The sequence below is a fragment of the Halanaerobium sp. DL-01 genome, assembly GCF_003338615.1.
Lineage (GTDB): Bacteria > Bacillota > Halanaerobiia > Halanaerobiales > Halanaerobiaceae > QPJE01.
Window position 1 is genome coordinate 18,639 of sequence record NZ_QPJN01000019.1, and the last position, 20,899, is coordinate 39,537.

20 protein-coding genes are annotated in these 20,899 nt (G+C 33.8%); 1 reads left to right on the forward strand and 19 read right to left on the reverse strand.

The window, feature by feature from the left end:
* Nucleotides 1-26 precede the first annotated feature (26 nt).
* From DER71_RS07665 to lepA, 19 genes are all read right to left on the reverse strand, one after another.
* Nucleotides 27-725, reverse strand: a complete 699-nt coding sequence (locus DER71_RS07665; protein ID WP_114458366.1) for a diacylglycerol kinase — start codon at nucleotides 723-725, stop codon at nucleotides 27-29.
* Between the two features lie 9 nt (nucleotides 726-734).
* Nucleotides 735-1,166 (reverse strand): rRNA maturation RNase YbeY, encoded by a 432-nt coding sequence (gene ybeY, locus DER71_RS07670; RefSeq protein ID WP_199505587.1) that lies wholly within the window; start codon nucleotides 1,164-1,166, stop codon nucleotides 735-737.
* Entirely contained in the window at nucleotides 1,159-3,402 is a 2,244-nt protein-coding gene (locus tag DER71_RS07675) for an HD family phosphohydrolase (protein ID WP_114474495.1), read from the reverse strand. Before DER71_RS07675 ends, ybeY begins: the two co-directional genes overlap by 8 nt.
* A gap of 2 nt (nucleotides 3,403-3,404) precedes the next feature.
* A complete protein-coding gene (locus tag DER71_RS07680; RefSeq protein WP_114458390.1) occupies nucleotides 3,405-4,319 on the reverse strand; it encodes a PhoH family protein in 915 nt (304 codons plus the stop codon).
* A gap of 425 nt (nucleotides 4,320-4,744) precedes the next feature.
* The gene (glpX, locus tag DER71_RS07685; RefSeq protein ID WP_114474496.1) at nucleotides 4,745-5,743 is read right to left on the reverse strand and encodes a class II fructose-bisphosphatase; all 999 of its coding nucleotides are present in this window, start codon (nucleotides 5,741-5,743) and stop codon (nucleotides 4,745-4,747) included.
* 14 nt (nucleotides 5,744-5,757) lie between these two features.
* Nucleotides 5,758-6,366, reverse strand: a complete 609-nt coding sequence (locus tag DER71_RS07690) for a CBS domain-containing protein (RefSeq protein WP_114458369.1) — start codon at nucleotides 6,364-6,366, stop codon at nucleotides 5,758-5,760.
* A gap of 205 nt (nucleotides 6,367-6,571) precedes the next feature.
* Nucleotides 6,572-7,036: a hypothetical protein gene (locus tag DER71_RS07695; RefSeq protein ID WP_114474497.1), complete on the reverse strand. Its 465-nt coding sequence runs from the start codon at nucleotides 7,034-7,036 to the stop codon at nucleotides 6,572-6,574.
* 37 nt (nucleotides 7,037-7,073) lie between these two features.
* The gene (floA, locus tag DER71_RS07700; RefSeq protein ID WP_114458371.1) at nucleotides 7,074-8,066 is read right to left on the reverse strand and encodes a flotillin-like protein FloA; all 993 of its coding nucleotides are present in this window, start codon (nucleotides 8,064-8,066) and stop codon (nucleotides 7,074-7,076) included.
* A gap of 33 nt (nucleotides 8,067-8,099) precedes the next feature.
* Nucleotides 8,100-9,398, reverse strand: a complete 1,299-nt coding sequence (locus DER71_RS07705; RefSeq protein ID WP_114458372.1) for a nodulation protein NfeD — start codon at nucleotides 9,396-9,398, stop codon at nucleotides 8,100-8,102.
* A 58-nt stretch (nucleotides 9,399-9,456) separates the two neighbouring features.
* Nucleotides 9,457-9,906, reverse strand: coding sequence for a GatB/YqeY domain-containing protein (locus tag DER71_RS07710; protein WP_114458373.1), 450 nt, complete (start codon nucleotides 9,904-9,906; stop codon nucleotides 9,457-9,459).
* A 38-nt stretch (nucleotides 9,907-9,944) separates the two neighbouring features.
* Entirely contained in the window at nucleotides 9,945-10,289 is a 345-nt protein-coding gene (locus DER71_RS07715) for a histidine triad nucleotide-binding protein (protein ID WP_114458374.1), read from the reverse strand.
* A gap of 79 nt (nucleotides 10,290-10,368) precedes the next feature.
* Nucleotides 10,369-11,682 carry a tRNA (N(6)-L-threonylcarbamoyladenosine(37)-C(2))-methylthiotransferase MtaB gene (mtaB, locus tag DER71_RS07720; protein ID WP_233487030.1) on the reverse strand — a complete coding sequence of 438 codons (1,314 nt, stop codon included), beginning with the start codon at nucleotides 11,680-11,682 and terminating at the stop codon, nucleotides 10,369-10,371.
* The gene (locus DER71_RS07725; RefSeq protein ID WP_114458376.1) at nucleotides 11,675-12,436 is read right to left on the reverse strand and encodes a 16S rRNA (uracil(1498)-N(3))-methyltransferase; all 762 of its coding nucleotides are present in this window, start codon (nucleotides 12,434-12,436) and stop codon (nucleotides 11,675-11,677) included. The genes mtaB and DER71_RS07725 overlap by 8 nt, the downstream gene beginning before the upstream one ends.
* A gap of 28 nt (nucleotides 12,437-12,464) precedes the next feature.
* Nucleotides 12,465-13,604 (reverse strand): molecular chaperone DnaJ, encoded by a 1,140-nt coding sequence (gene dnaJ, locus DER71_RS07730; RefSeq protein WP_114458377.1) that lies wholly within the window; start codon nucleotides 13,602-13,604, stop codon nucleotides 12,465-12,467.
* Nucleotides 13,605-13,692: 88 nt separating this feature from the next.
* A complete protein-coding gene (dnaK, locus tag DER71_RS07735) occupies nucleotides 13,693-15,558 on the reverse strand; it encodes a molecular chaperone DnaK (protein WP_114458378.1) in 1,866 nt (621 codons plus the stop codon).
* 39 nt (nucleotides 15,559-15,597) lie between these two features.
* Complete coding sequence (gene grpE, locus DER71_RS07740) at nucleotides 15,598-16,227, reverse strand: nucleotide exchange factor GrpE (RefSeq protein WP_114458379.1); 630 nt, start codon at nucleotides 16,225-16,227, stop codon at nucleotides 15,598-15,600.
* A 5-nt stretch (nucleotides 16,228-16,232) separates the two neighbouring features.
* Nucleotides 16,233-17,279 carry a heat-inducible transcriptional repressor HrcA gene (gene hrcA / locus DER71_RS07745; protein WP_114458380.1) on the reverse strand — a complete coding sequence of 349 codons (1,047 nt, stop codon included), beginning with the start codon at nucleotides 17,277-17,279 and terminating at the stop codon, nucleotides 16,233-16,235.
* 99 nt (nucleotides 17,280-17,378) lie between these two features.
* Nucleotides 17,379-18,563, reverse strand: a complete 1,185-nt coding sequence (gene hemW / locus DER71_RS07750) for a radical SAM family heme chaperone HemW (protein ID WP_114474498.1) — start codon at nucleotides 18,561-18,563, stop codon at nucleotides 17,379-17,381.
* Nucleotides 18,553-20,340, reverse strand: coding sequence for a translation elongation factor 4 (gene lepA / locus DER71_RS07755; protein ID WP_114458381.1), 1,788 nt, complete (start codon nucleotides 20,338-20,340; stop codon nucleotides 18,553-18,555). Before lepA ends, hemW begins: the two co-directional genes overlap by 11 nt.
* Nucleotides 20,341-20,594: 254 nt before the next feature.
* Between lepA and rpsT the strand changes: the two genes are divergently transcribed.
* On the forward strand, nucleotides 20,595-20,855 hold the full coding sequence (gene rpsT / locus DER71_RS07760) for a 30S ribosomal protein S20 (RefSeq protein ID WP_114458382.1): 261 nt from the start codon (nucleotides 20,595-20,597) through the stop codon (nucleotides 20,853-20,855).
* Nucleotides 20,856-20,899: the final 44 nt, after the last annotated feature.

Genomic DNA, 20,899 nt, shown 5'->3' on the forward strand with positions numbered 1-20,899 from the left:
AATATCTTCAGTAATCCAAATAAAACTCATCTAAAAAAAGCAAAAATTAAAATACTTACAGCAGTACCAACTAAAGCGCCTAATATAACTTCTTTCAATGAATGGGTGCCTGATTCCAGACGACTCTGAGCAATCAAAACTGCCAGCAGCAGAGCAAGAGTAGCGGCCAAAAAATTGCGGGTTAAAAAAGCAATTATAATTACGGAAGAAAATGCTATTGCAGTATGCCCACTTATAATTCCTCCCTTAAGTGGTGTCCCGCTTTTAACCATTGATTTTAAAACTATTACAAAAACGAATAAGAATACAATATTTATAAATGTAAGATGAATAGGCTGATGCCGCAAAACAAAAATAAGCTCCAGTGAAAGTTTCTCTAACTTATAAAAAAAAATTAAATAACCGGTAAAAGCTGCATTTCCAGCGGCAACTAAAACTGCAGCAGCACTAATATTTTTTGCAATTCTTGCCTGATAACTGTATTCTGGTGCAGTCATATCAATAATTACTTCTACTGCTGTATTTATAAGCTCGGCAAAAATAACAAAAGATATAGCAACAATTACAAGTGCAAGCTCCACTCTACTTACATTAAACAGCAAACTAAAACCGAGAACCATCATTGTCACAAATAAATGTATTTTCATATTTCTCTGTGTTTTAATAGAATGTATTAATCCTGCAATTGCATGATTAAAAGTGTCTATAAATTTTCTCGGTTGCATAAATCCCTCCTAATTCCTTCTCAAATCAAGCTGAGCAAGAACTCTTTCTTCTTTTTGCCTCATCATTTTCTTTTCTTCTTCCCCATAATGATTATATCCAAACAGATGCAGAACTCCATGAACTGTCAAATATGCTATTTCTCTGGCAAAAGAATGTCCATAATCTTTAGCCTGCTGTAAAGCTCTTTCAGCAGAAATTACTATATCCCCAAGTATCTCATCACCAATAGGAAAGGACAAAACATCTGTTGCTTCATGTTTATCTCTGTATTTTATATTTAATTCTTTAATTTGCTCATTATCGACAAGAGCAATACTTACTTCACCCCCGTTGTAGCCTTCAAGTTCTGCAGCACATTTCACAACCTTCTGAAGCAAATTTTCTATTTCAGAAGGAAGCTTAATTTTGTCCTGATTATTGCTCAGCTGAATATTAATCATCCTTATCTTTTCCTTTCATTTCTTTTATAATATTTTCTGGATATTCCACACGCTGATGATAAATGCCTGACAGTACTTTAACAAAACTGCTCACTATTATATCAAGATCCTTAAGAGTAAGATCACATTCATCAAGCTGATTTTCGATCAATTTATCCTTTATCAATCCCCTGACAAAACCTTCTATTCTATTATGGTTATTTTTATTAAAATTTTTAGATCTAACAGCAGCTTCAACTATATCTGCCAGCATTATTATAGCAGCTTCACGGCTCTGAGGTTTTGGACCATCATATCTAAAATCACTTTTTTTAACATTGTTATGTTTGTCATCCTGTAGGGCCTGCTGATAAAAATAAGAAATCAGATTTGTACCATGATGCTGTTTAATAATATTTATTATTTTACTGGGTAATCCATATTCTTCTGCCAGCTCAACTCCATCTTTAACATGAGACTTTATAATAAGAGAGCTTAAGTTAGGAGATGTTTTATCATGTGGATTTTCTCCTCCAAACTGATTATCAGAAAAAAAGTAAGGTCTTTTTAATTTTCCAATATCATGATAATATGCACCTGTTCTAGCAAGTAGTGCATCTGCCCCTATATTCTCAGCTGCAGTTTCGGCAAGATTACCAACTATTATACTGTGGTGATAACTTCCGGGTGCTTCAACCAGCAGTCTCTTTAAGATGGGCTGGCTTGGATTGGAAAGTTCCAGCAGCTTAACAGAAGAAGTCATATCAAATAAGTTTTCTAAATACGGAAGAAATCCGTTTGCAAGTATTCCAACCAAAATTCCATTTAAAATCCCACCCGTAGCAGCCCAGAGAAGATACATCCAGTCCTGTGTTCTTTCAAGAAAAGATAATCCTGTTATAGAAAAAATTAAGACCAGGCTTACATTAAATCCAGCTCTAATCACATCTCCCCGCTCTTTTACTCTGGATACACTGAATATCCCGACAAGTCCTGCCAGAAAAGATGTTAAAACAATATTTATATTCATATTAAAGACAGGTGCAATAAGGAAACTTAAAAAGACTGTTGAAATAAGAGCTGTCTGAGAATCTATTAGTACTGTCAATAAAATCGATGCCATTGCAGTTGGCACTAAATAATCCATAAACGAATTCTGAAAAATCGCAAATATTTTTGCCAGCATAACCACTATAAAAATAAGTAGTTCAATTAATAATAGTTTTGTATTGCTGTTCCATATATCTGGCTGATATTTGCGAAAGTAAAAACCCAGCAGCGGAATAATTATAAGTACAATTACCAGTGTGCCAAATATATTAAAATAATTAATTCTGGATTTCTGCAGACCTAATTTTTCCAGTACTACAATATCTTCAGGCTGTACAACATCACCTTTTCTAACAATTATTTCTCCCTGTCTTACAGTTCTTTTTACAGGTTCAACCTGACTAACAGCTTCCTGCCGTCTTTTTTCTGTTTCTTCTGAATTTAAAAACATATTTGGTTCAATAACAGCAGTAACTATATTGGCAGCAGCCAGTCTCTGTTCTCTGGAAATATCCAGCTCCATTGCAGACTGCCGTAAATTTTTTGCTGCATCCGGAATATCAGACGGCAAAATTCTCTGTGAAAGCTGTTCTTTTATAAGATTTTGAGAATATTTCTGTAGCTGTTTTAACTCTTCTGTATCCGTATTCAATAATGTTCCAATAGTAACATCTTCTATATTAAAATTGATTTTAGATTTTATATTTGTGATCAAACTATTTTTCTCTTCTTCATTCAAATTTTCAAAATCAAAATTTTTATTTCCCTCTTTGCTGGAATTTGATTCAGAATTTTCATCATTGCTTTCTGTTAAATTTTTGTTTTCTTTTAATATTTTATTTTGTATAAAATTATTTTTCTCTGACTTAACAGCTGTAAAAATCATATTAAGCTTTCTATTAACGGTTGAGTTAACATTGTTATCTTCCTCATAAACTTTTGGTGCTCTTTTAGCCGCCATCTGTTTTAATTCTTCAGTTTTCTCTTCATCTACAAACGTTAATGTCCTTGGAGCTGTTATATCATTTTTGCTGACCTGTCCGGATTTTAAATCAATTCTATTAGGGATTAAATCTAAAGTCAAAGTTAGACTTAAAAGAATGAAAAAAATAACTGCCCAGATTATTTTCTGAGTATTCTGGGAAAAACTGAGGTGTTTTTTTCTGAAATTTCTCAGCTTCACCCTTAACTTTTTCATTAATTTCATATTTATTTCCCACTTTCATATCTCTCATAAGCTTTAATGATTTCTTTAACAAGGTCATGCCTTACAACATCATGCCTTGTCAGATAAACAAAATCTATTCCTTTTATATCTCTTAAAATTTTTTGTACAGTTGCAAGTCCTGATTTTTTGTTATTAGGTAGATCAATTTGAGTTATATCACCGGTTATTACTGCTTTTGAATTAAATCCTATCCTGGTTAAAAACATCTTCATCTGCTCTAGAGTTGTATTTTGAGCTTCATCTAAAATAACAAATGAATCATCCAGTGTACGCCCGCGCATATATGCAAGAGGTGCAACTTCAATAATATCCTTTTCCTGATAAAGTTTTGACTTCTCCGGCCCCAGTATATCATAAAGGGCATCATAAAGCGGTCTAAGATATGGATCAACTTTATCCTGCATATCTCCTGGCAGAAAGCCCAGATTTTCTCCTGCTTCAATCGCTGGCCTTGTTAATACAATTCTGCTTACTGTTTTATTGAGAAGACTTTTTACTGCCATTACCATGGCAAGATAAGTTTTACCTGTTCCGGCAGGTCCAATTGAAAAAACAATATCTCTGTTTTTTATAGATTCAATATACAGCTTCTGGCCAATAGTTTTAGCCTTTATTTTTCTACCTTTATAATTTTCTTGAATAACCTCATTATATATATCATTAAGATTTACACTAGGATTTCTTTTTAAAAGATCTACAGCATATTTTACTTCTCGTGGTATAAGTTCTCTTTCTTCAGATGTTATTGAAATAATTCTTTTGATAATTTTTTCCTTTTCTTCGATTTCTTCATGATCAGCAATAAGTCTAATTTCATTTCCCCGCCCAATAAGATCAACTGAAAGCATCTCTTCCAGAATTTTTAAATTTCTATCATGACGTCCAAAAAAATTCATTGCTATTTTATAATCATTAATAATAATACTTTTACTCTCTTCTGGCAATTTAAAATTCCTCCTCTTTCTTACATTATATAATTCTATAGTAAATAAGATAATCCTTCCTCTCTATTCTTAATCGAAAATATCTAAATAAAACTCTATCCAAATATTCAAATTAATGTGAGAAATTTATTAATTAACCGTTATACTATTATATCATACTTATGTGTTCAGACAAGTTTTAGCCATTAAACCTTTTCCCATTTTGCATCTCTAAAAATAATTTTGGGGAAATTCTATTTAACCATTTTGTTTTCCTTCTTGTAATTAGAGTATATCACTTTCAAATTTTTTCTCCAATTCTGTTAGGAGGACTATATAGAAAGAAGCTGCAGCCTGTATTAGACTGCAGCTTCTAAAATTTATTTTATTAAACTAATCTATTCTCTTGCATAATCTAAATTAAAAATATTTTTTGGAAAATAAGGAGGCTTATTTGTGATAATATGTTCTGTTCTAATAAATCTGACTGTACCTGTTTTACTTCTTGTTACAAGTGAGTGAGTTTCAGCATTATTCCAGGAATATCTAACACCCTTTAAAAGCTCTCCATCTGTAACACCTGTAATGGCAAGCATTATATCATCACCTTTAGCAAGATCATCAGTACAATACAGCCTATCTAGATCTTTTATACCAAATTTTGCTGCTTTTTCTTCATCATCTTTATTTCTGCATTTTAATCTTGCCTGTATTTCTCCACCAAGACATTTTAAAGCTGCTGCCGTTAACACTCCCTCAGTCGCTCCCCCAATACCTATCATTACGTCTACTCCACTTCCCTTACGGGCAGTAGCAATCCCGGCTGCAACATCTCCATCACTAATCAATTTAATTCTTGAACCAACTTTTCTTATTTCAGAAATTAACTCATCATGGCGCGGTCGATCCAGAATAATTACCGTGAGGTCTTTAACACTTTTATTTAAGGAATCTGCAACTGCTCTAAGATTATCTTCAACAGGTGCATCCAGATTAATTTTGCCTTTAGCTTCTGGTCCTACTGCAATTTTTTCCATATATGTATCCGGAGCTTTTAAAAATGAACCTTTTTCTGCAACAGCTACTACTGCTAAAGCATTTGGCAGTCCTCTTGCAACAAGTGTAGTACCCTCTAAAGGATCAACAGCTATATCAACCTCATTAAAAGAATTCTTTGCACCAATCTTTTCTCCAATATAAAGCCTTGGTGCTTCATCTTTCTCTCCTTCTCCAATGACAACTGTTCCACTAATAGAAATGGTGTCAAAAACAGCTCGCATTGCATCAACTGCTGCTTTATCTGCCATTTTTTCCTGCCCTTTTCCCATCCATGGTGCTGCAGCTAAAGCTGCAGCTTCAGTTACCCTTACAAATTCCAGTGTTAGTTCTCTCTGCATTTTTAATACCTCCATTAGAATTTTTTAGCTATATTCATAATTGTCTGGAGTAAAATAGTTTTACTAACTCTGCCCACAATCTTTTTATTATCAATAACAGGCAGTGAATCAATTTCATTATCAACAATTTTTTCCAGAACATCTATGAATTTTTCGTTTTTTTTAACTGAAATAATATTGGGCATTCTTGTCATGGCAAGGCTAACTGGAGTTTTCTTTAAATTACCGTGTCCAATACTCATTTTTAGCAGATCTTTTCTGGAAATAATTCCGGTAAGCTCTTCTTCTGTATCTGTAACAAAAACTGTCCCAACATCTTCCATAAAGAGCTTTATTGTTGTATCATAAATACTCTGATTTTCTTCTACACTCACTGGAGATGACATAAATTCTGAAACTGGTTTTTCTAAAAGATCATCAATATTAGTTAGTTTTTTCCCTTTTTTTAAATAGTATCCAACTTTTGGTTTTGCATCAAGCAGTTCCAGCATCGTCAAAAGAGACAGGTCTGACCTTATTGCTGTTCTGGACAGTCCCAGCTCTTTTGCAATATTCTGGCTCGAAATAGGTTCGTTATTTTTTACAATCGCTATTATATTATTTTGTCTATCTGTAAGCTGCATCTCCATACCTCCAATAAATAGTACTATTTATATATATAGTATAACATATTGGACTGATTATGCAATATATAGTATTAAAATAGAGGTTCCCAAAATTATTTTTAGAACTGCAGAAAAGAATTTCCCTTATAAATAAAATTTTTAGGATAATTAGTGTTCTGTAATCTGTTTAATGGATTACAGTTTTAAATTTATAAGAATTAAATTAGAAAAATTTTTTCTTATTTTCATAAGCTTTTGGTGGATTCATTATCTCATTATATAAAACTACTTTTTCTGCTTCTGTATAAGTGGCGAATTGTCTAAAAATATTATTTTCACTTCCTGAGTCAAAATTGATATCAGATCCAAAATCAGAGTAGGATTCCATACTGATAGGTTTATCATCTGCTGACCCGAATGACACATCAGAATCAACCTGATTTTCTGAAAAATCATTTATATTTCCCTGGGTATATTCATAAACAGTTTTATCATTATCAACAGTAGTTGTGACATTAATATCAGAATTAACTGGCTGCTGTGAATCCATTACACCTCTATTTTGAGCTCTGTTTTCTTCCGCAGATTTCAAGATAAAGCTAATGATTTTTTTAAATATACTAAAAAAATTAACAATTATAAATAAAAATATCAGTAAAACTGGTAGTATAAATATCAAAGTTTCCATCCCTCAACCTCCTTTTTTCTTCAAAATTATACCTTCTTTAAAATTCATTTCCTGAATTATTATTTTTCTTTACTTCTGAAGAATCCGAGATACTTGTTCTCATTTTAGTGTCAGATTCTACATTTTTTATTTTCATATAATCCATAACTCCTAAATTTCCATTTTTTAGTGCTTCAGACATGGCCAGAGGAACCTGTGCTTCTGCTTCTACTACTTTTGCCCTCATTTCCTGAACACGAGCCTTCATTTCCTGTTCTTCTGCAACAGCCATTGCTCTTCTTTCTTCGGCTTTTGCCTGTGCAATTTCTTTATCCGCTTCTGCCTGATCAGTCTGCAGCTGTGCACCAATATTCTTACCTACATCTACATCAGCAATATCTATAGAGAGTATTTCAAAAGCAGTTCCAGAATCAAGACCTTTACCAAGGACAGTTTTGGAAATGGAATCTGGATTTTCCAGAACTTTTTTATGAGACTCGGCAGAACCAACAGTAGTTACAATGCCTTCTCCTACCCGGGCCAGCACAGTTTCTTCCCCTGCACCTCCAACTAGTCTTTCAATATTAGCCCTGACAGTTACCCGTGCAGTTGCCATAACCTGAATCCCATCCATTGCAACAGCTGTCACTATTGGAGTCTGGATAACTTTAGGATTAACACTCATTTTGACAGCTTCTAAAACATCTCTACCAGCAAGATCTATTGCAGCAGCTCTTTCAAAAATAAGATCTATTTCTGCCCTCTGAGCAGCAATTAATGCATCAACTACTCGATCAACATTACCGCCGGCAAGATAATGAGCTTCCAGTTTATCACTGCTCAATGCAAGACCAGCCTTATGAGATTTTATCATAGGACTAACTATTAATGACGGTACAACTCGCCTCAATCTCATACCAATTAAATTAAAAAAACTAACTTTAACTCCTGCTGCTGTTGCAGAAATCCAGAGCCCTATGGGAATAAAATAAAAGAAAACAAAAATAAATAATACAACTAAAACCAAACTAAAAACAGAAAATACTGTCATACTTTTTTCCTCCCTCTTTGTATTAAAATTCTATCACTCTTCACTTTCTTTACTTTCTTTTACCACAATTCTACTGCCAATTACAGAAATTATTTCAACCTTTACCTCTTTATCAACAAAACCACCTTCACTAACAACATCCAGCCGTTCAGAATCTATTTCTATAATACCTGAGGGTCGGAGAGGAGTTACAGCAATACCCCTTTTCCCTACCAGATCTTTCCTGCTGCTGTGTGAAAAATATTTTTCGGCATCAGCTGATAGAGATATTCTTTTCCAGAACTTACTAACACCAAGCAGTTTAATTAAAATAACTGCGCTTAATACTGTCATAATTACAACAGCAGCCAGCACATTTACAGCCGTACTTTTATCAGGAAAAAAGAAAAAAAGGCTGGTCATTACTGCTGCAATTCCACTAATTCCCGCCACTCCAAACCCAGGTATAACAAAAACCTCTAGAATAATAAGAATGATTCCCAGTAAAAAGAGAAGCATTAAACCCCAGCCCGCACTGCCTACAAATAAATGTCCGGCAAAAAATAATAAAAATGCTGTAATACCCACTGTTCCACCAATACCAAAGCCTGGAGTAAGTATTTCAAAAATAAGACCGGAAAATCCTACAACTAATAATAAAGTACTTACAATTGGATTGGTTAAAACAGATGAAACTAATTCAATGTTACTTTTTGTAATAAAATTAATTTCAGAAATTTCAATATTTTTTTCAAAAAACAAATCGTCTCTGGAATTAACTATTTGATCAGCAATTTTTAATTTTACTGCTTCTTCAGCAGTCAGTGTAAGAAGTTTACCTTTCTCAATTATACCCTCGATTACTATATCTTCATCAACCATTGCCTCGGCAATTAATGAATCTTTATTCCTTTTTTCAGCTGTAGCAGCAAATTCTTTTCTTAAAGCAGAAATATATTTTTCCTCTTTTGGTCGGGTCTCTGCTGCTCCAATACTCGAACCAGGAGCCATATATAAATTCTCCCCCGAAAGTGCAATTAGTGCTCCAGCAGACCATGCTCTTCCATTTACAAAAGTATCAATTTTTACTGATGAATTAAGAATTAAATCTCTTATATTAAGTGCAGAATTAACATATCCACCTAAAGTATTTATTTCCATAATAAGCAGATCAGCACCAGAATTTTCAGCTTCTTTAATACCTCTTTTTAGAAAAGAATACTGACTGCTGTCAATAGTTCCTTCAAGATTGATAAAATATATATTTTCTGCCCTGGTTTTACAATTAAAAACAGGCAGTAAAGATACCAAAACAAGTATAATAATCAGGTATAAAATAATTTTTTTCGACATTTCCCCACCTCCGGGAAAATAATTTAGCCAGGGTTTTACCCCTGGGCTAGATAAATTATTAATTATTTAATCTTTCTTTTACTTTTTCGCTCACCATTCCACCATCTGCCCGTCCTTTTACTCTAGGCATAATATTTCCCATTACCTGGCCCATATCAGCCATTGATTCAGCACCTAATTCTTCAATCGCTTCATCAATCAGCTCATCTACTTCTGCTTCAGAAAGCTGTTCAGGTAAATATTCCTGCAGTATGTCTATTTCTCTATAAAGTTTATCCATTACATCCTTTTTCCCTGATTTAGCAAAATCATCCAAAGAATCTTTAATCTGTTTTACCTGTTTTGCTATAACAGCAGTAACTTCCTGGTCATCCAAATCTTTAGATAATTCTATTTCTTTATTTTTTATCTCAGATCGTGTCATTCTAATCACTGAAAGTTTTTCTTTATCTTTGTTTTTCATTGCTTTTTTCATGTCTTCCAAAAGACGTTCTTTTAAACCACTCATAATTTTCACTCCCAATCTTTTAAAATAAAAAGATATTTTTAGCCCGGCGGCCACTGCATTACTCTTCCACCCAAAAGATGGAAATGAATATGATAAACTGTCTGACCACCATCATCTCCACAGTTGCTGACAATTCTATAACCGGATTCTGCAATATTATTCTTTTCGGCTAAATCAGCTGCAGTCTGATAAACATGTCCCAGCAGTTCACTATCACCTTCAGAAATATCATTAATAGTTGAGATGTGTTTTTTTGGTACAATTAAAATATGTACCGGTGCCTGTGGATTGATATCAGAAAAAGCTACAACTTTTTCATCTTCATATATTAAATCTGTATCAGTTTCTCCTGCAGAAATTTTGCAGAACAAGCAGTCCTTCATCTTCTCACCTCCAAAAAATGTTCAAATTAAATAAATAGGTTCTTTATAAATATATTCTATTAAAAAAGAAAAACTCCTGCTAATCCACCAATTCTCCTTTAACATGATGTGGATCAGCCGAATCAGTAAGTCTTACTTTAAGAAGGCTATTTTGGGCAGCATCAGGGCCAGCAAAAAGAACCTTAAGATAGTTATCAGTAAAACCTGTAAGCATACCTGTTCTATGATCTCTTTCTTCCTCAACCAAAACCTCTTTTACTTTATTTATAAATTTCCTCTGATATTTCAGCATCAACTCTTCATTGACATCACGAAGTTTTTTACTGTAAGCACTAATAATATCACCTGGTAATTTATTTTTCATTTCTGCAGCTTTTGTTCCTTCTCTAATAGAAAATGGGAAAACATGAATTTTACTGAATTCCACTTCTTTCACTATTTCAACCGTTTTAGAAAAACTCTCATTATTTTCACCTGGAAAACCTACAATAATATCCGTTGTAATGGCAATATCAGGAACTAACTTTCTAATTTTTTCTACAGTTTCAATAAAATCTTCTCTTAAATAAGGCCTGTTCATTGCTTTTAGAATTTTATCACTTCCACTCTGTAGCGGAAGATGCAGATGGGAACAGACTCTTTTCTCTTCAGCAATCAGAGCTATCAATTTATCACTAATTTCAGTTTCTTCAATAGAGCTTAATCTAATTCTTTTTATATCAGAAATATCCAAAATTTTTTCTATCAATTCAGCCAGAGCATCTTTGTTTTTTTTATCAGAACCATATGCCCCCAGATGAGTACCAGTTAAAATGATTTCTTTTACTCCCTGACTGCAGAGATTTTTAACCTCTTCAATTACAGATTTCTCACTTCGGCTGCGCACAGGTCCTCTGGCATAGGGTATAATACAGTAAGTGCAGAACTGGTTACAACCATCCTCTATTTTTACATTGGCTCTGGTGGTATTTGTCAGCCTCTTTACCTCAAGACCCTCATAATCATTAAGTTCTTTATAATCCTTTATTTCTGCGTCAAATTCATCTCCAGCAAGAAGTTCAGAGACTTTATTAACTATTTGCAATTTGCCGGAACTTCCCATAATAAAATCTATTTCATCAATAGATTCAACTTCATCAGGAAAAGCCTGAGTATAACAGCCAACAATTCCTACCAAACTGTTAGGATTGGCTCTTTTAGCTCTTCTTGCAATCTGCCTTGTCTTTCTGGCAGCTTCATTTGTAACTGTACAGCTATTTATTATATAAACATCTGCAGATTTAGAATAATCAACGATTTCAAAACCACTGTCTGTAAAAAGATCTATCATTGCTTCTGTCTCATACTGATTTACTCTGCAGCCTAAAGTATAAAATGCTGCTTTTTTATTCATTATTATCACCAAATTCACCTTTTTCATATAATATACAGCTTAATGCTACAATACCGGCTGTTTCTGTTCTCATAATTCTCGGACCGAGTGTCAGAATATCTGCTTTTAGTTCATTTTCTAAAAATTCAATTTCCTGAACAGAAAATCCTCCCTCAGGACCAATTATTATAAGTATATTATCACTGCTTTTAACAATATTATGAGAAAAATAATTTTTTAAAGTTCGCGTTTTTTCTGCCTCCCAAAAAGTAATAATATGATCAAACCGTTCTTTTAATTCTTTTAAAGATTTGAGATTTCTAAATTCTAAAATATCAGGAATAACAGCTCGGCCAGACTGTTTGGCAGCAGCTTCAGCAACTCTCTGCCATCTTTCAATTTTTTTAGCTTTCTTTTTAGCATTATATTTTACAATACTGCGGCTGCTTTCTAATGGTATTAATCCATAAAACCCTATTTCTGTTGCTTTTTCTACTATTAAATCCATTTTACTCTTTTTTGGAAGACCCTGAGCTATAAATACTTTCAATTCTGACTCTGTTTTTGATTTTTCGCTTTTTATAATCTCCAGCAAAACTTCATTTTCTGGATAATCAACAATTTCTGCCAGCATATCATTTCCCCTACCATTAGAAAGAACAACCCTGTCACCTATTTTTAGGCGCAGGGAATTTTTAATGTGATTATAATCTTTTCCAGAAATTGTAATAGTTTCCCCAGTATTGTAATGCCTTTTGATGAAAAATCTGTGCATCTTAATCCTCTCCAGTATAATTTTTACATTAAACACTAAGGGCTTCTTTTATTTTTTTTAAAAACCCTTTATGTTCCGGATTAATTTCTTCACCACTGATTTCTGCAAACTCTTCTAAAAGTTTTTTCTGCTCTTTACTTAAATTTTTAGGTATAATTACCTTAACTTTTATATATTGATCTCCCCGCCCATGACGGTTGAGGTGAGCAATACCTTTATTTTTTAATCTAAATGTTGTGCCAGGTTGAGTTCCTTCCGGTATATCAAATTGTACTTTGCCGTCAAGTGTAGGGACTTTTATTTTATCTCCCAGAGTAGCCTGAACAAAGCTGATGGGTACTTCACAGTAAACATCATCACCTTTTCGATCAAATATCTTATGATTTTCAACCTCAATTAATATATATAGATCTCCAGCCGGTGCACCTTTTTCTCCTGCCTGTCCTTCTCCGGACATTCTCAGTCTTGTTCCTGTATCTACACCTGCCGGGATATTAACTGTTAATTTTCTCTGTTTTCTTACCTTTCCAGATCCACCACATTTTGAGCAGGGTTCTGAAATTATCTTACCTTCACCACCACAGCGCGGACATACTTTTGCCTGAGTGAACTGACCAAAAGGAGTGTTTTGAGTGGATCTCACCTGACCCTGGCCGCGACATTCCGGACATGTTTTTACCTCAGAGCCCGGTTCTGCTCCACTACCATTACAGTGATCACATTCTTCATCTCTAGGAATTCTAATTTCTTTTTTACCACCAAAGGCAGCTTCTTCAAAAGTTATATTCAGCCTGTACTGAAGATCCGCTCCCGGGCGTGGTCCTCTTCCTCTTTGCTGGCGGTTTCCCATACCGCCAAAACCTCCACCGAAAAACATGTCAAATATATCATCAAGACCACCAAATCCACTTCTGGCAAAATCATCAAAATTAAAGTCATTTTCATTAATACCAGAATGTCCATACTGATCATATCTGGCTCTTTTATCCGGATCACTTAATATATCATATGCCTCAGATATTTCTTTGAATTTTTCTGTTGTATCCTTACCATCCTGATTCATATCTGGATGGTATTTTTTTGCAAGTTTTCGATATGCTTTTTTAATTTCTTTCTGGTCAGCATCTCTGCTGACACCAAGAATCTCATAATAATCCTTTTTTGCCATAAATACACCACCTCATCTATAAAGAAAAGAGAGAACAGACCAAGGGAGAGTAAATCTCTCCCTTGTCTATAACTCACTCTATCTTATCTTATTTATCTTCGTCAACTTCTTCATAATCTACATCAACGGTATTATCATCATCACTCTGTCCAGAAGCTCCTTGCTGTGTCTGTCCAGCCCCCGGTTGGCCCTGTGCAGCACCCTGCTGTGCCTGTTGAGCCTGAGAATACAGTTCAGTACTTAATTCGCTCAGCACTTCTTTAAGTGCTTCCATCTTTTCCTTGATTTCATCTATATCTTCATCTTCAGATTTAAGTGTTTCTTCCAGTTCATTTTTGGAAGCCTCTACTTTATCTTTAATATCATCACTAACTTTATCTCCAGCTTCTTTCAGTGTCTTTTCAGTTTGATGTACAAGGGCATCTGCTTCATTTCTAGTCTCAATCTTTTCTACACGCTTTCTGTCTTCTTCTTCGTGTGCTTCTGCATCCTTTACCATTTCTTCAATCTCTTCTTCGGACAGACCACTGGTAGACTTAATAGTAATTTTCTGTTCATTTCCTGTGCCTTTATCTTTAGCTGAAACATGAACAATACCATTTTTATCTATATCAAATGTGACTTCAATTTGTGGTACTCCACGTGGTGCAGGTGGAATATCTGTCAGCTGGAAGCGGCCCAGTGTTTTATTATCTTTGGCCATCTTTCTTTCTCCCTGCAGAACATGGATATCAACACTTGTCTGATTATCTGTTGCAGTCGAGAAAATTTTACTCTTTGATGTTGGAATGGTAGTATTTCTTTCTATCAGTTTGGTAAATACTCCACCAAGAGTTTCTATACCAAGAGATAGTGGTGTTACATCAAGTAGTACAATATCATCAACTTCTCCAGCTAAAATACCTCCCTGTATAGCTGCACCAACTGCAACAACTTCATCAGGATTAATACCTTTGTGAGGATCTTTACCGATCAGATTTTTTACAGCTTCCTGTACAGCAGGTACTCTAGTAGAACCACCAACAAGTATAACTTCATCTATGTCAGAAGTATCCATATCTGCATCTTTGAGAGCTTTTTTTGCCGGTTCCATAGTTTTATCAATTAAATCACTAATTAAACTTTCAAAAGTTGCTCTTGTAAGATCTAAATCAAGATGCTGTGGACCATCTTCGGTCTGAGTAATAAACGGCAGATTAATATTTGTCTGCTTAACACTGGAAAGCTCTATTTTAGCTTTTTCGGCAGCATCTTTTAATCTCTGCAGAGCCATTTTATCTTTTCTCAAATCTATCCCACTCTGCTTTTTAAATTCTTCAGCTATATGATCAATAATTCTCTGATCAAAATCATCTCCACCAAGGTGATTATTACCATTGGTTGCAATAACTTCAAAAACTCCATCCCCTATATCAAGAATAGATACATCAAAAGTTCCACCACCGAGATCATAAACCAGAATTGTCTGCTCTTTATCATCGGTTAATCCATATGCAAGAGCAGCAGCTGTTGGCTCATTGATAATTCTTTCTACTTTTAACCCTGCTATTTTACCAGCATCTTTAGTTGCCTGCCTCTGGCTGTCTGTAAAATAGGCAGGAACAGTAATTACTGCCTCATCAATTGTTTCTCCAAGATACTCTTCTGCATCTCTTTTCAGCTTCTGCAAAATCATAGCAGATATCTGCTGAGGAGTGTATTTTTCATTATTCAGCGTAACTGTATAATCAGAACCCATATGTCTCTTAATAGAACTTACGGTCTGGTCAGGATTGGTAATCGCCTGACGCTTTGCATGTTCACCAACTATTCTTTCACCTTTTTTGGAATATGCAACTACAGATGGTGTAGTTCTTCCACCTTCTTTATTTGGTATAACAGTTGGTTCTCCACCTTCCATAACTGCCATACATGAATTAGTTGTTCCTAAATCAATACCAATTACTTTACCCATTTTAAATTCCTCCTTATATATAACTTTCTGTAATTTTAGTTAACAGGCAACCTTAACCATTGCCGGCCTAATTACTCTACCTTCAACAATATAACCTTTCTGCAGTACTTCAACTACTGTACCTTCTTCCTGATCATCAGCTTCAACCTTCATAATTGCTTCGTGAAATTCAGGATTAAATTCTTCGCCAAGTGCAGAAATTTCTTCAATGCCTTCTTTATTTAATACAGTTATAATTTGGCGGTAAATCATCTCGACACCGTTGAAAAAATCGCCTTCCTGGTCAGCAGAATTAAGTGCTCTTTCGAAGTTATCAATTACAGGTAATAGATTTTCGCAGAGCTCTATTTTACCTTTTAGAGTCATTTCTCTTTTTTCTTTTTCAGATCTTTTTCTATAGTTAATAAAATCTGCCTGCAGACGCTGCAGTCTGTTAAGCAGATCATCAACTTCCTTATTTAATGCATCAATTTTAGTATCTTTCTTATTGATTTCATCAATAAGTTCCTGTTTTGAAACTTCAATTTCTCCATCTGTTTCTGTTTCATCAAATTGATTTTCCTCTTCAGAAACATTTTTTTCTACTTCCAATTCGTCTTCAGGCTGTATATTATTATTTTGATCAGCCTCATTTTCCCTATTTATATTTTTTTCTTCGGCTTTTTCCATTATTATCACCTACTTGCTTTTGAAATTAATTTTCCTAATAAATCAGATATAATATCAACAGATAAGATAACCTTTGAATATTCCATCCTTGTTGGCCCTATAACACCAATTTTACCAACTGCTCTATTGGCAAGATAATATGTTGCCACAACCAGGCTGCAGTTCTGCATATCCTCTATACCATTTTCCTGACCAATCCTTATTTCAAGATCAGAATCAGAAAAATCACTGATAAGACTGCTCAATATATCTTCCTGCTCCAGCAGTTTTAGCACTTTTTTTAATCTTTCTATATCATTAAATTCTGGCTGTTCAAGTATATATGATGTTCCACCGAGATACACTTTGACATCTTCTGGTTCAAAAACATCTTCGATTTCAGAATATATCTGCTTAATTATTTCTGCTGAAATATCAATCCGGGAAAGCAGTTCTTTTTCTACTCTGGTTAGATATTCAGCTGTTAAAGAAGATAAGAATTTGTTTTCTAACTTATCACTTAAAAATTTGTTTATATAAGCCAGTTTTTTGTTTGATAATTTTTCCTGAACTTTAACAATTTTATTGTTAACCATTCCTGTATCTGTAACAAGAATAATCAGGAGTGAATTATCTTCCAGTTCCATAATCTGTACTTTTCTCAACCTACTTTCCTGAATTTTTGGTTCACTAACTAGTGAAGTATAATGTGTCATATTGGAAAGCATTTTTCCCATTCCAGAAATAATATCCTGCACACTCTTCATATCATCGTATATATGTTCTATTTTTTGTATCGATGAAGGGGCCGGATTTATATTTTTTTTGACAATTGTATCAACATAAAAACGATATCCTTTATCTGAAGGAATTCTTCCTGCAGATGTGTGGGGCTGTTCTAAATAACCAAGTTCTTCAAGATCGGCCATCTCATTCCTTATTGTTGCAGGACTTACATCTAGATTATATTTTTTAGCTAAAGTACGAGACCCGATTGGAGATGCTGAAATAATATGCTCCTGAATAACAGCCTGCAGTATTTTCTTTTTTCTGGCATCTATTTCTTCAACCATTATTTTCACCCCATTTTTAGCACTCATTAAATTAGAGTGCTAATAACTATTATTAAAATAACATATTGTATTTTTTTTGTCAAATCTTTTAAAAGTCAATCAAGGTAAAAAATGTGCAAAAACTTCATTACCCAGCAGTTTTCCTCTTTCTGAAAGAAAAATCCTTCCATTTTGTTCATAAATCAGCTCTAGTTTCATTAATTTTTTTATTTCTTCTTTATAAAGATCATCAAAATTTATATAAAATTGTTTTTTAAATAATAATCTGCTCAAACCACTTTTTTTTCTTAAGTTTAAAAAACTGTACTCTGCAGCCAGATCTTTTAGAGAAAGAACTGTATACTCTCTCTCCGGAAAGCCTGATTTAAAAATCATATCTATATAATCGTTTAGATCTGCAGTATTGGTATATCTTGTTTTTCCATCAAAACCACTTGCTGACGGTCCCAAAGCCAAATAAGGGGTAAAATCCCAATAAAGATAATTATGAATGGCTCTGTAACCATTTTTTGCAAAATTCGATATTTCATAGTGCTTATAACCACAATCTTTCAGCAGTGAAACTGCCTTTTTATACATAGAGGCATCAAGTTCCTGATCAAACTTTTTAATTTTTCCCTTCACAAGATCATTATAAATTTCTGTACCTTCTTCAATTTGAAGATTATATAATGACAAATGGGTAGGAGAAAAGGATATTGCTGTATTTAAATCACAGCAGAAGTCATCCATCGTCTGTCCAGGTACCGCAAAAATAATATCAAGACTGTAATTATTAAAATATTTTTTTACAAGTTCTATCTTTATTTTATTTTTTTTTGAACTGCTTTTTCTACCCAAAAATTTTAAAATATTATCATCAAAAGACTGTACCCCCAGACTTAGACGATTAATACCCACTTGACGATAATTAACCAGACGTTTTTGGCTCAAACTATCCGGATTTGCTTCAAGAGTAATCTCCATATTTGGGGGATAATTGAAGTTCTTCTTTATCTTTTTTAAAATCTTAAAAATATATTCTGAACTTATCAGAGAGGGAGTACCACCACCAAAATATACAGATCTAATAAGTTTCTTCTGTACAGAAGAAAGCATATTTTCTAATTCTATAAAAAGTGCTTCAAAATATTTTTCCACAAGGCTTTTTTTATATCTGCATGAATAGAAATCACAGTATCTGCATTTATTGGCACAAAAAGGAATATGAATATATATACCAAATGGCTTTTCGTAAGACAGTTCAATTTCACTTTCATAAGATAATTTATTACTAATCTGCATCATTTTGCTCCAGTACTGTCATAAATGCCTCCTGAGGTATTTCTACACTTCCAACCTGCTTCATACGTTTTTTTCCTTCTTTCTGTTTTTCCAGCAGTTTCCTTTTCCTTGTGATATCTCCTCCATAACATTTTTGGAGAACATTTTTCCTCAAAGCAGGTATATTAACCCGTGCAATGATTTTACCTCCTACAGCTGCCTGTATGGGAATTTTAAACATATGTTTCGGAATCACTTCTTTGAGTTTTCTGGTGAGATGATTTCCTATATGATAGGAATTTTCGTCATGAACTATGGTAGAAAGTGCATCAACAATTTCATTGTTAACCAGTATGTCCAGTTTTACCAGATTAGATTCTTTATAACCTTTTAACTCATAATCTAATGTTGCATAACCCCTGGTTTTAGATTTCAGCAGATTAAAAAAATCAGTAATAATCTCACTCAAAGGCATTTCATACTTCAGTGCAACCCTATCCTGATCAATATAGCGCATATCTTTAAACTGTCCCCTATTATCCTGACAGAGCTCCATTGCCTGGCCCACATATTCTTCTGGCAGATGTATTTCTGCATCGACAAATGGTTCCATAATTGTATCTATTTCATTGGCATCAGGAAAAAGAGCCGGGTTTTCTATTTCCAGTTCTTCACCATTATTTTTTATTATTTTATATTCAACACTGGGAGCAGTTATAACAAGATCAAGATCATATTCTCTTTCCAGACGCTCCTGTATAACTTCCATATGCAGAAGTCCCAAAAAACCACATCTAAATCCAAAGCCAAGTGCCTCTGATGTTTCCGGTTCAAAAGTAAAGGAAGCATCATTTAACTGAAGCTTTTCTAATGCTTCCTTTAATATTTCATAGTCAGCATTATCAGATGGATAAAGGCCACTAAAAACCATCGGTTTAACTTTTTTATAGCCGGGCAGCGGTTCTGAAGCTGGATTGTTCGCATGAGTAATTGTATCACCAACACGACAGTTTTTTACATCTTTAATTCCAGAAATAATGTAACCTACTTCTCCAGATGTTAAGCCATTCTGTTTTGTCATATCAGGTGCAAAATAGCCTACTTCATTGACTTCATAAGTTTTTTTATTTGACATCAGCATTATTTTGTCACCTTTTTTAACAGTACCCTCCATAATTCTTACATAAGCAATTACACCCTGATATGAATCATAAAAGGAATCAAAAACAAGTGCTTTTAGTGGTTTTTCATTTCCCGCATATGGAGAGGGAATTCTATCTATAACTGCATCCAGAATCAAATCAATATTTGTACCTTCTTTTGCACTGGCAAGAATAGCTTCATCAGGATCTATACCTATATCAACCAGCTGCTCCTTAACGCGATCAGGTTCAGCACTTGGAAGATCAATTTTATTTATAACAGGAATAATTTCTAAATCATGTTCAAGAGCCAGATAAATATTGGCCATAGTCTGAGCTTCAACTCCTTGAGCTGCATCAATCACAAGAATTGCACCCTCACATGCTGCCAGGCTGCGGGATACTTCATATACAAAATCGACATGACCAGGCGTATCGATTAAATTAAGCTCATAACCTTTATAATCAATTTTAACAGCCTGAGCTTTAATAGTAATCCCTCTTTCCCGCTCTAAATCCATTTTATCCAGAACCTGTTCTTTCATTTTTCTATCTGTAATAGTATTAGTATATTCTAACATACGATCAGCCAGAGTAGATTTCCCATGATCAATATGTGCGATTATACAGAAATTCCTTATCTTATCTGTCTGCAAAAAATTACCTCCTTAAAATGCCCGAATTCTGCCCATATTATAACACCGGCATTATCTTTATTCAAGTTGAAAAAAAGTTATAAAATGGTTTATAGTAAGGAGTTTCCCAAAATTATTTTTATAGTTGCAAAAAAAATGGGAAAACTCCTTTGTAGATTGGCTTGCATTTTATAACGGCACATGGTAAAATTGAAATGTTGCAAATTAAATGTTGAATAAATATTTGAAACTAAGTTAAGAGGAGGTGAATTTAGATGCCTATTATTAAGTCTGCTAAAAAGAGAGTTAAAATAACAGAAAAGAAAACAGCGCTAAATCGTGAGTGGAAAAATAAGCTTAAAGATTCTATCAAAGCTTTTGAAAAAGCAGTGGAAAATGGAGACAAAGAAGCTGCAGCAGAACAGTTGAGAGAGACTACAAAGGTCATCGATAAGGCTGCCACAAGAAATATCATTCATAAAAATAATGCAGCCAGAAAAAAATCTCGCCTCACTAAAATGTATAATAATATGTAATTTTAAATTAAAAATATAATTATATTTTTAATAAAACTCTTAAA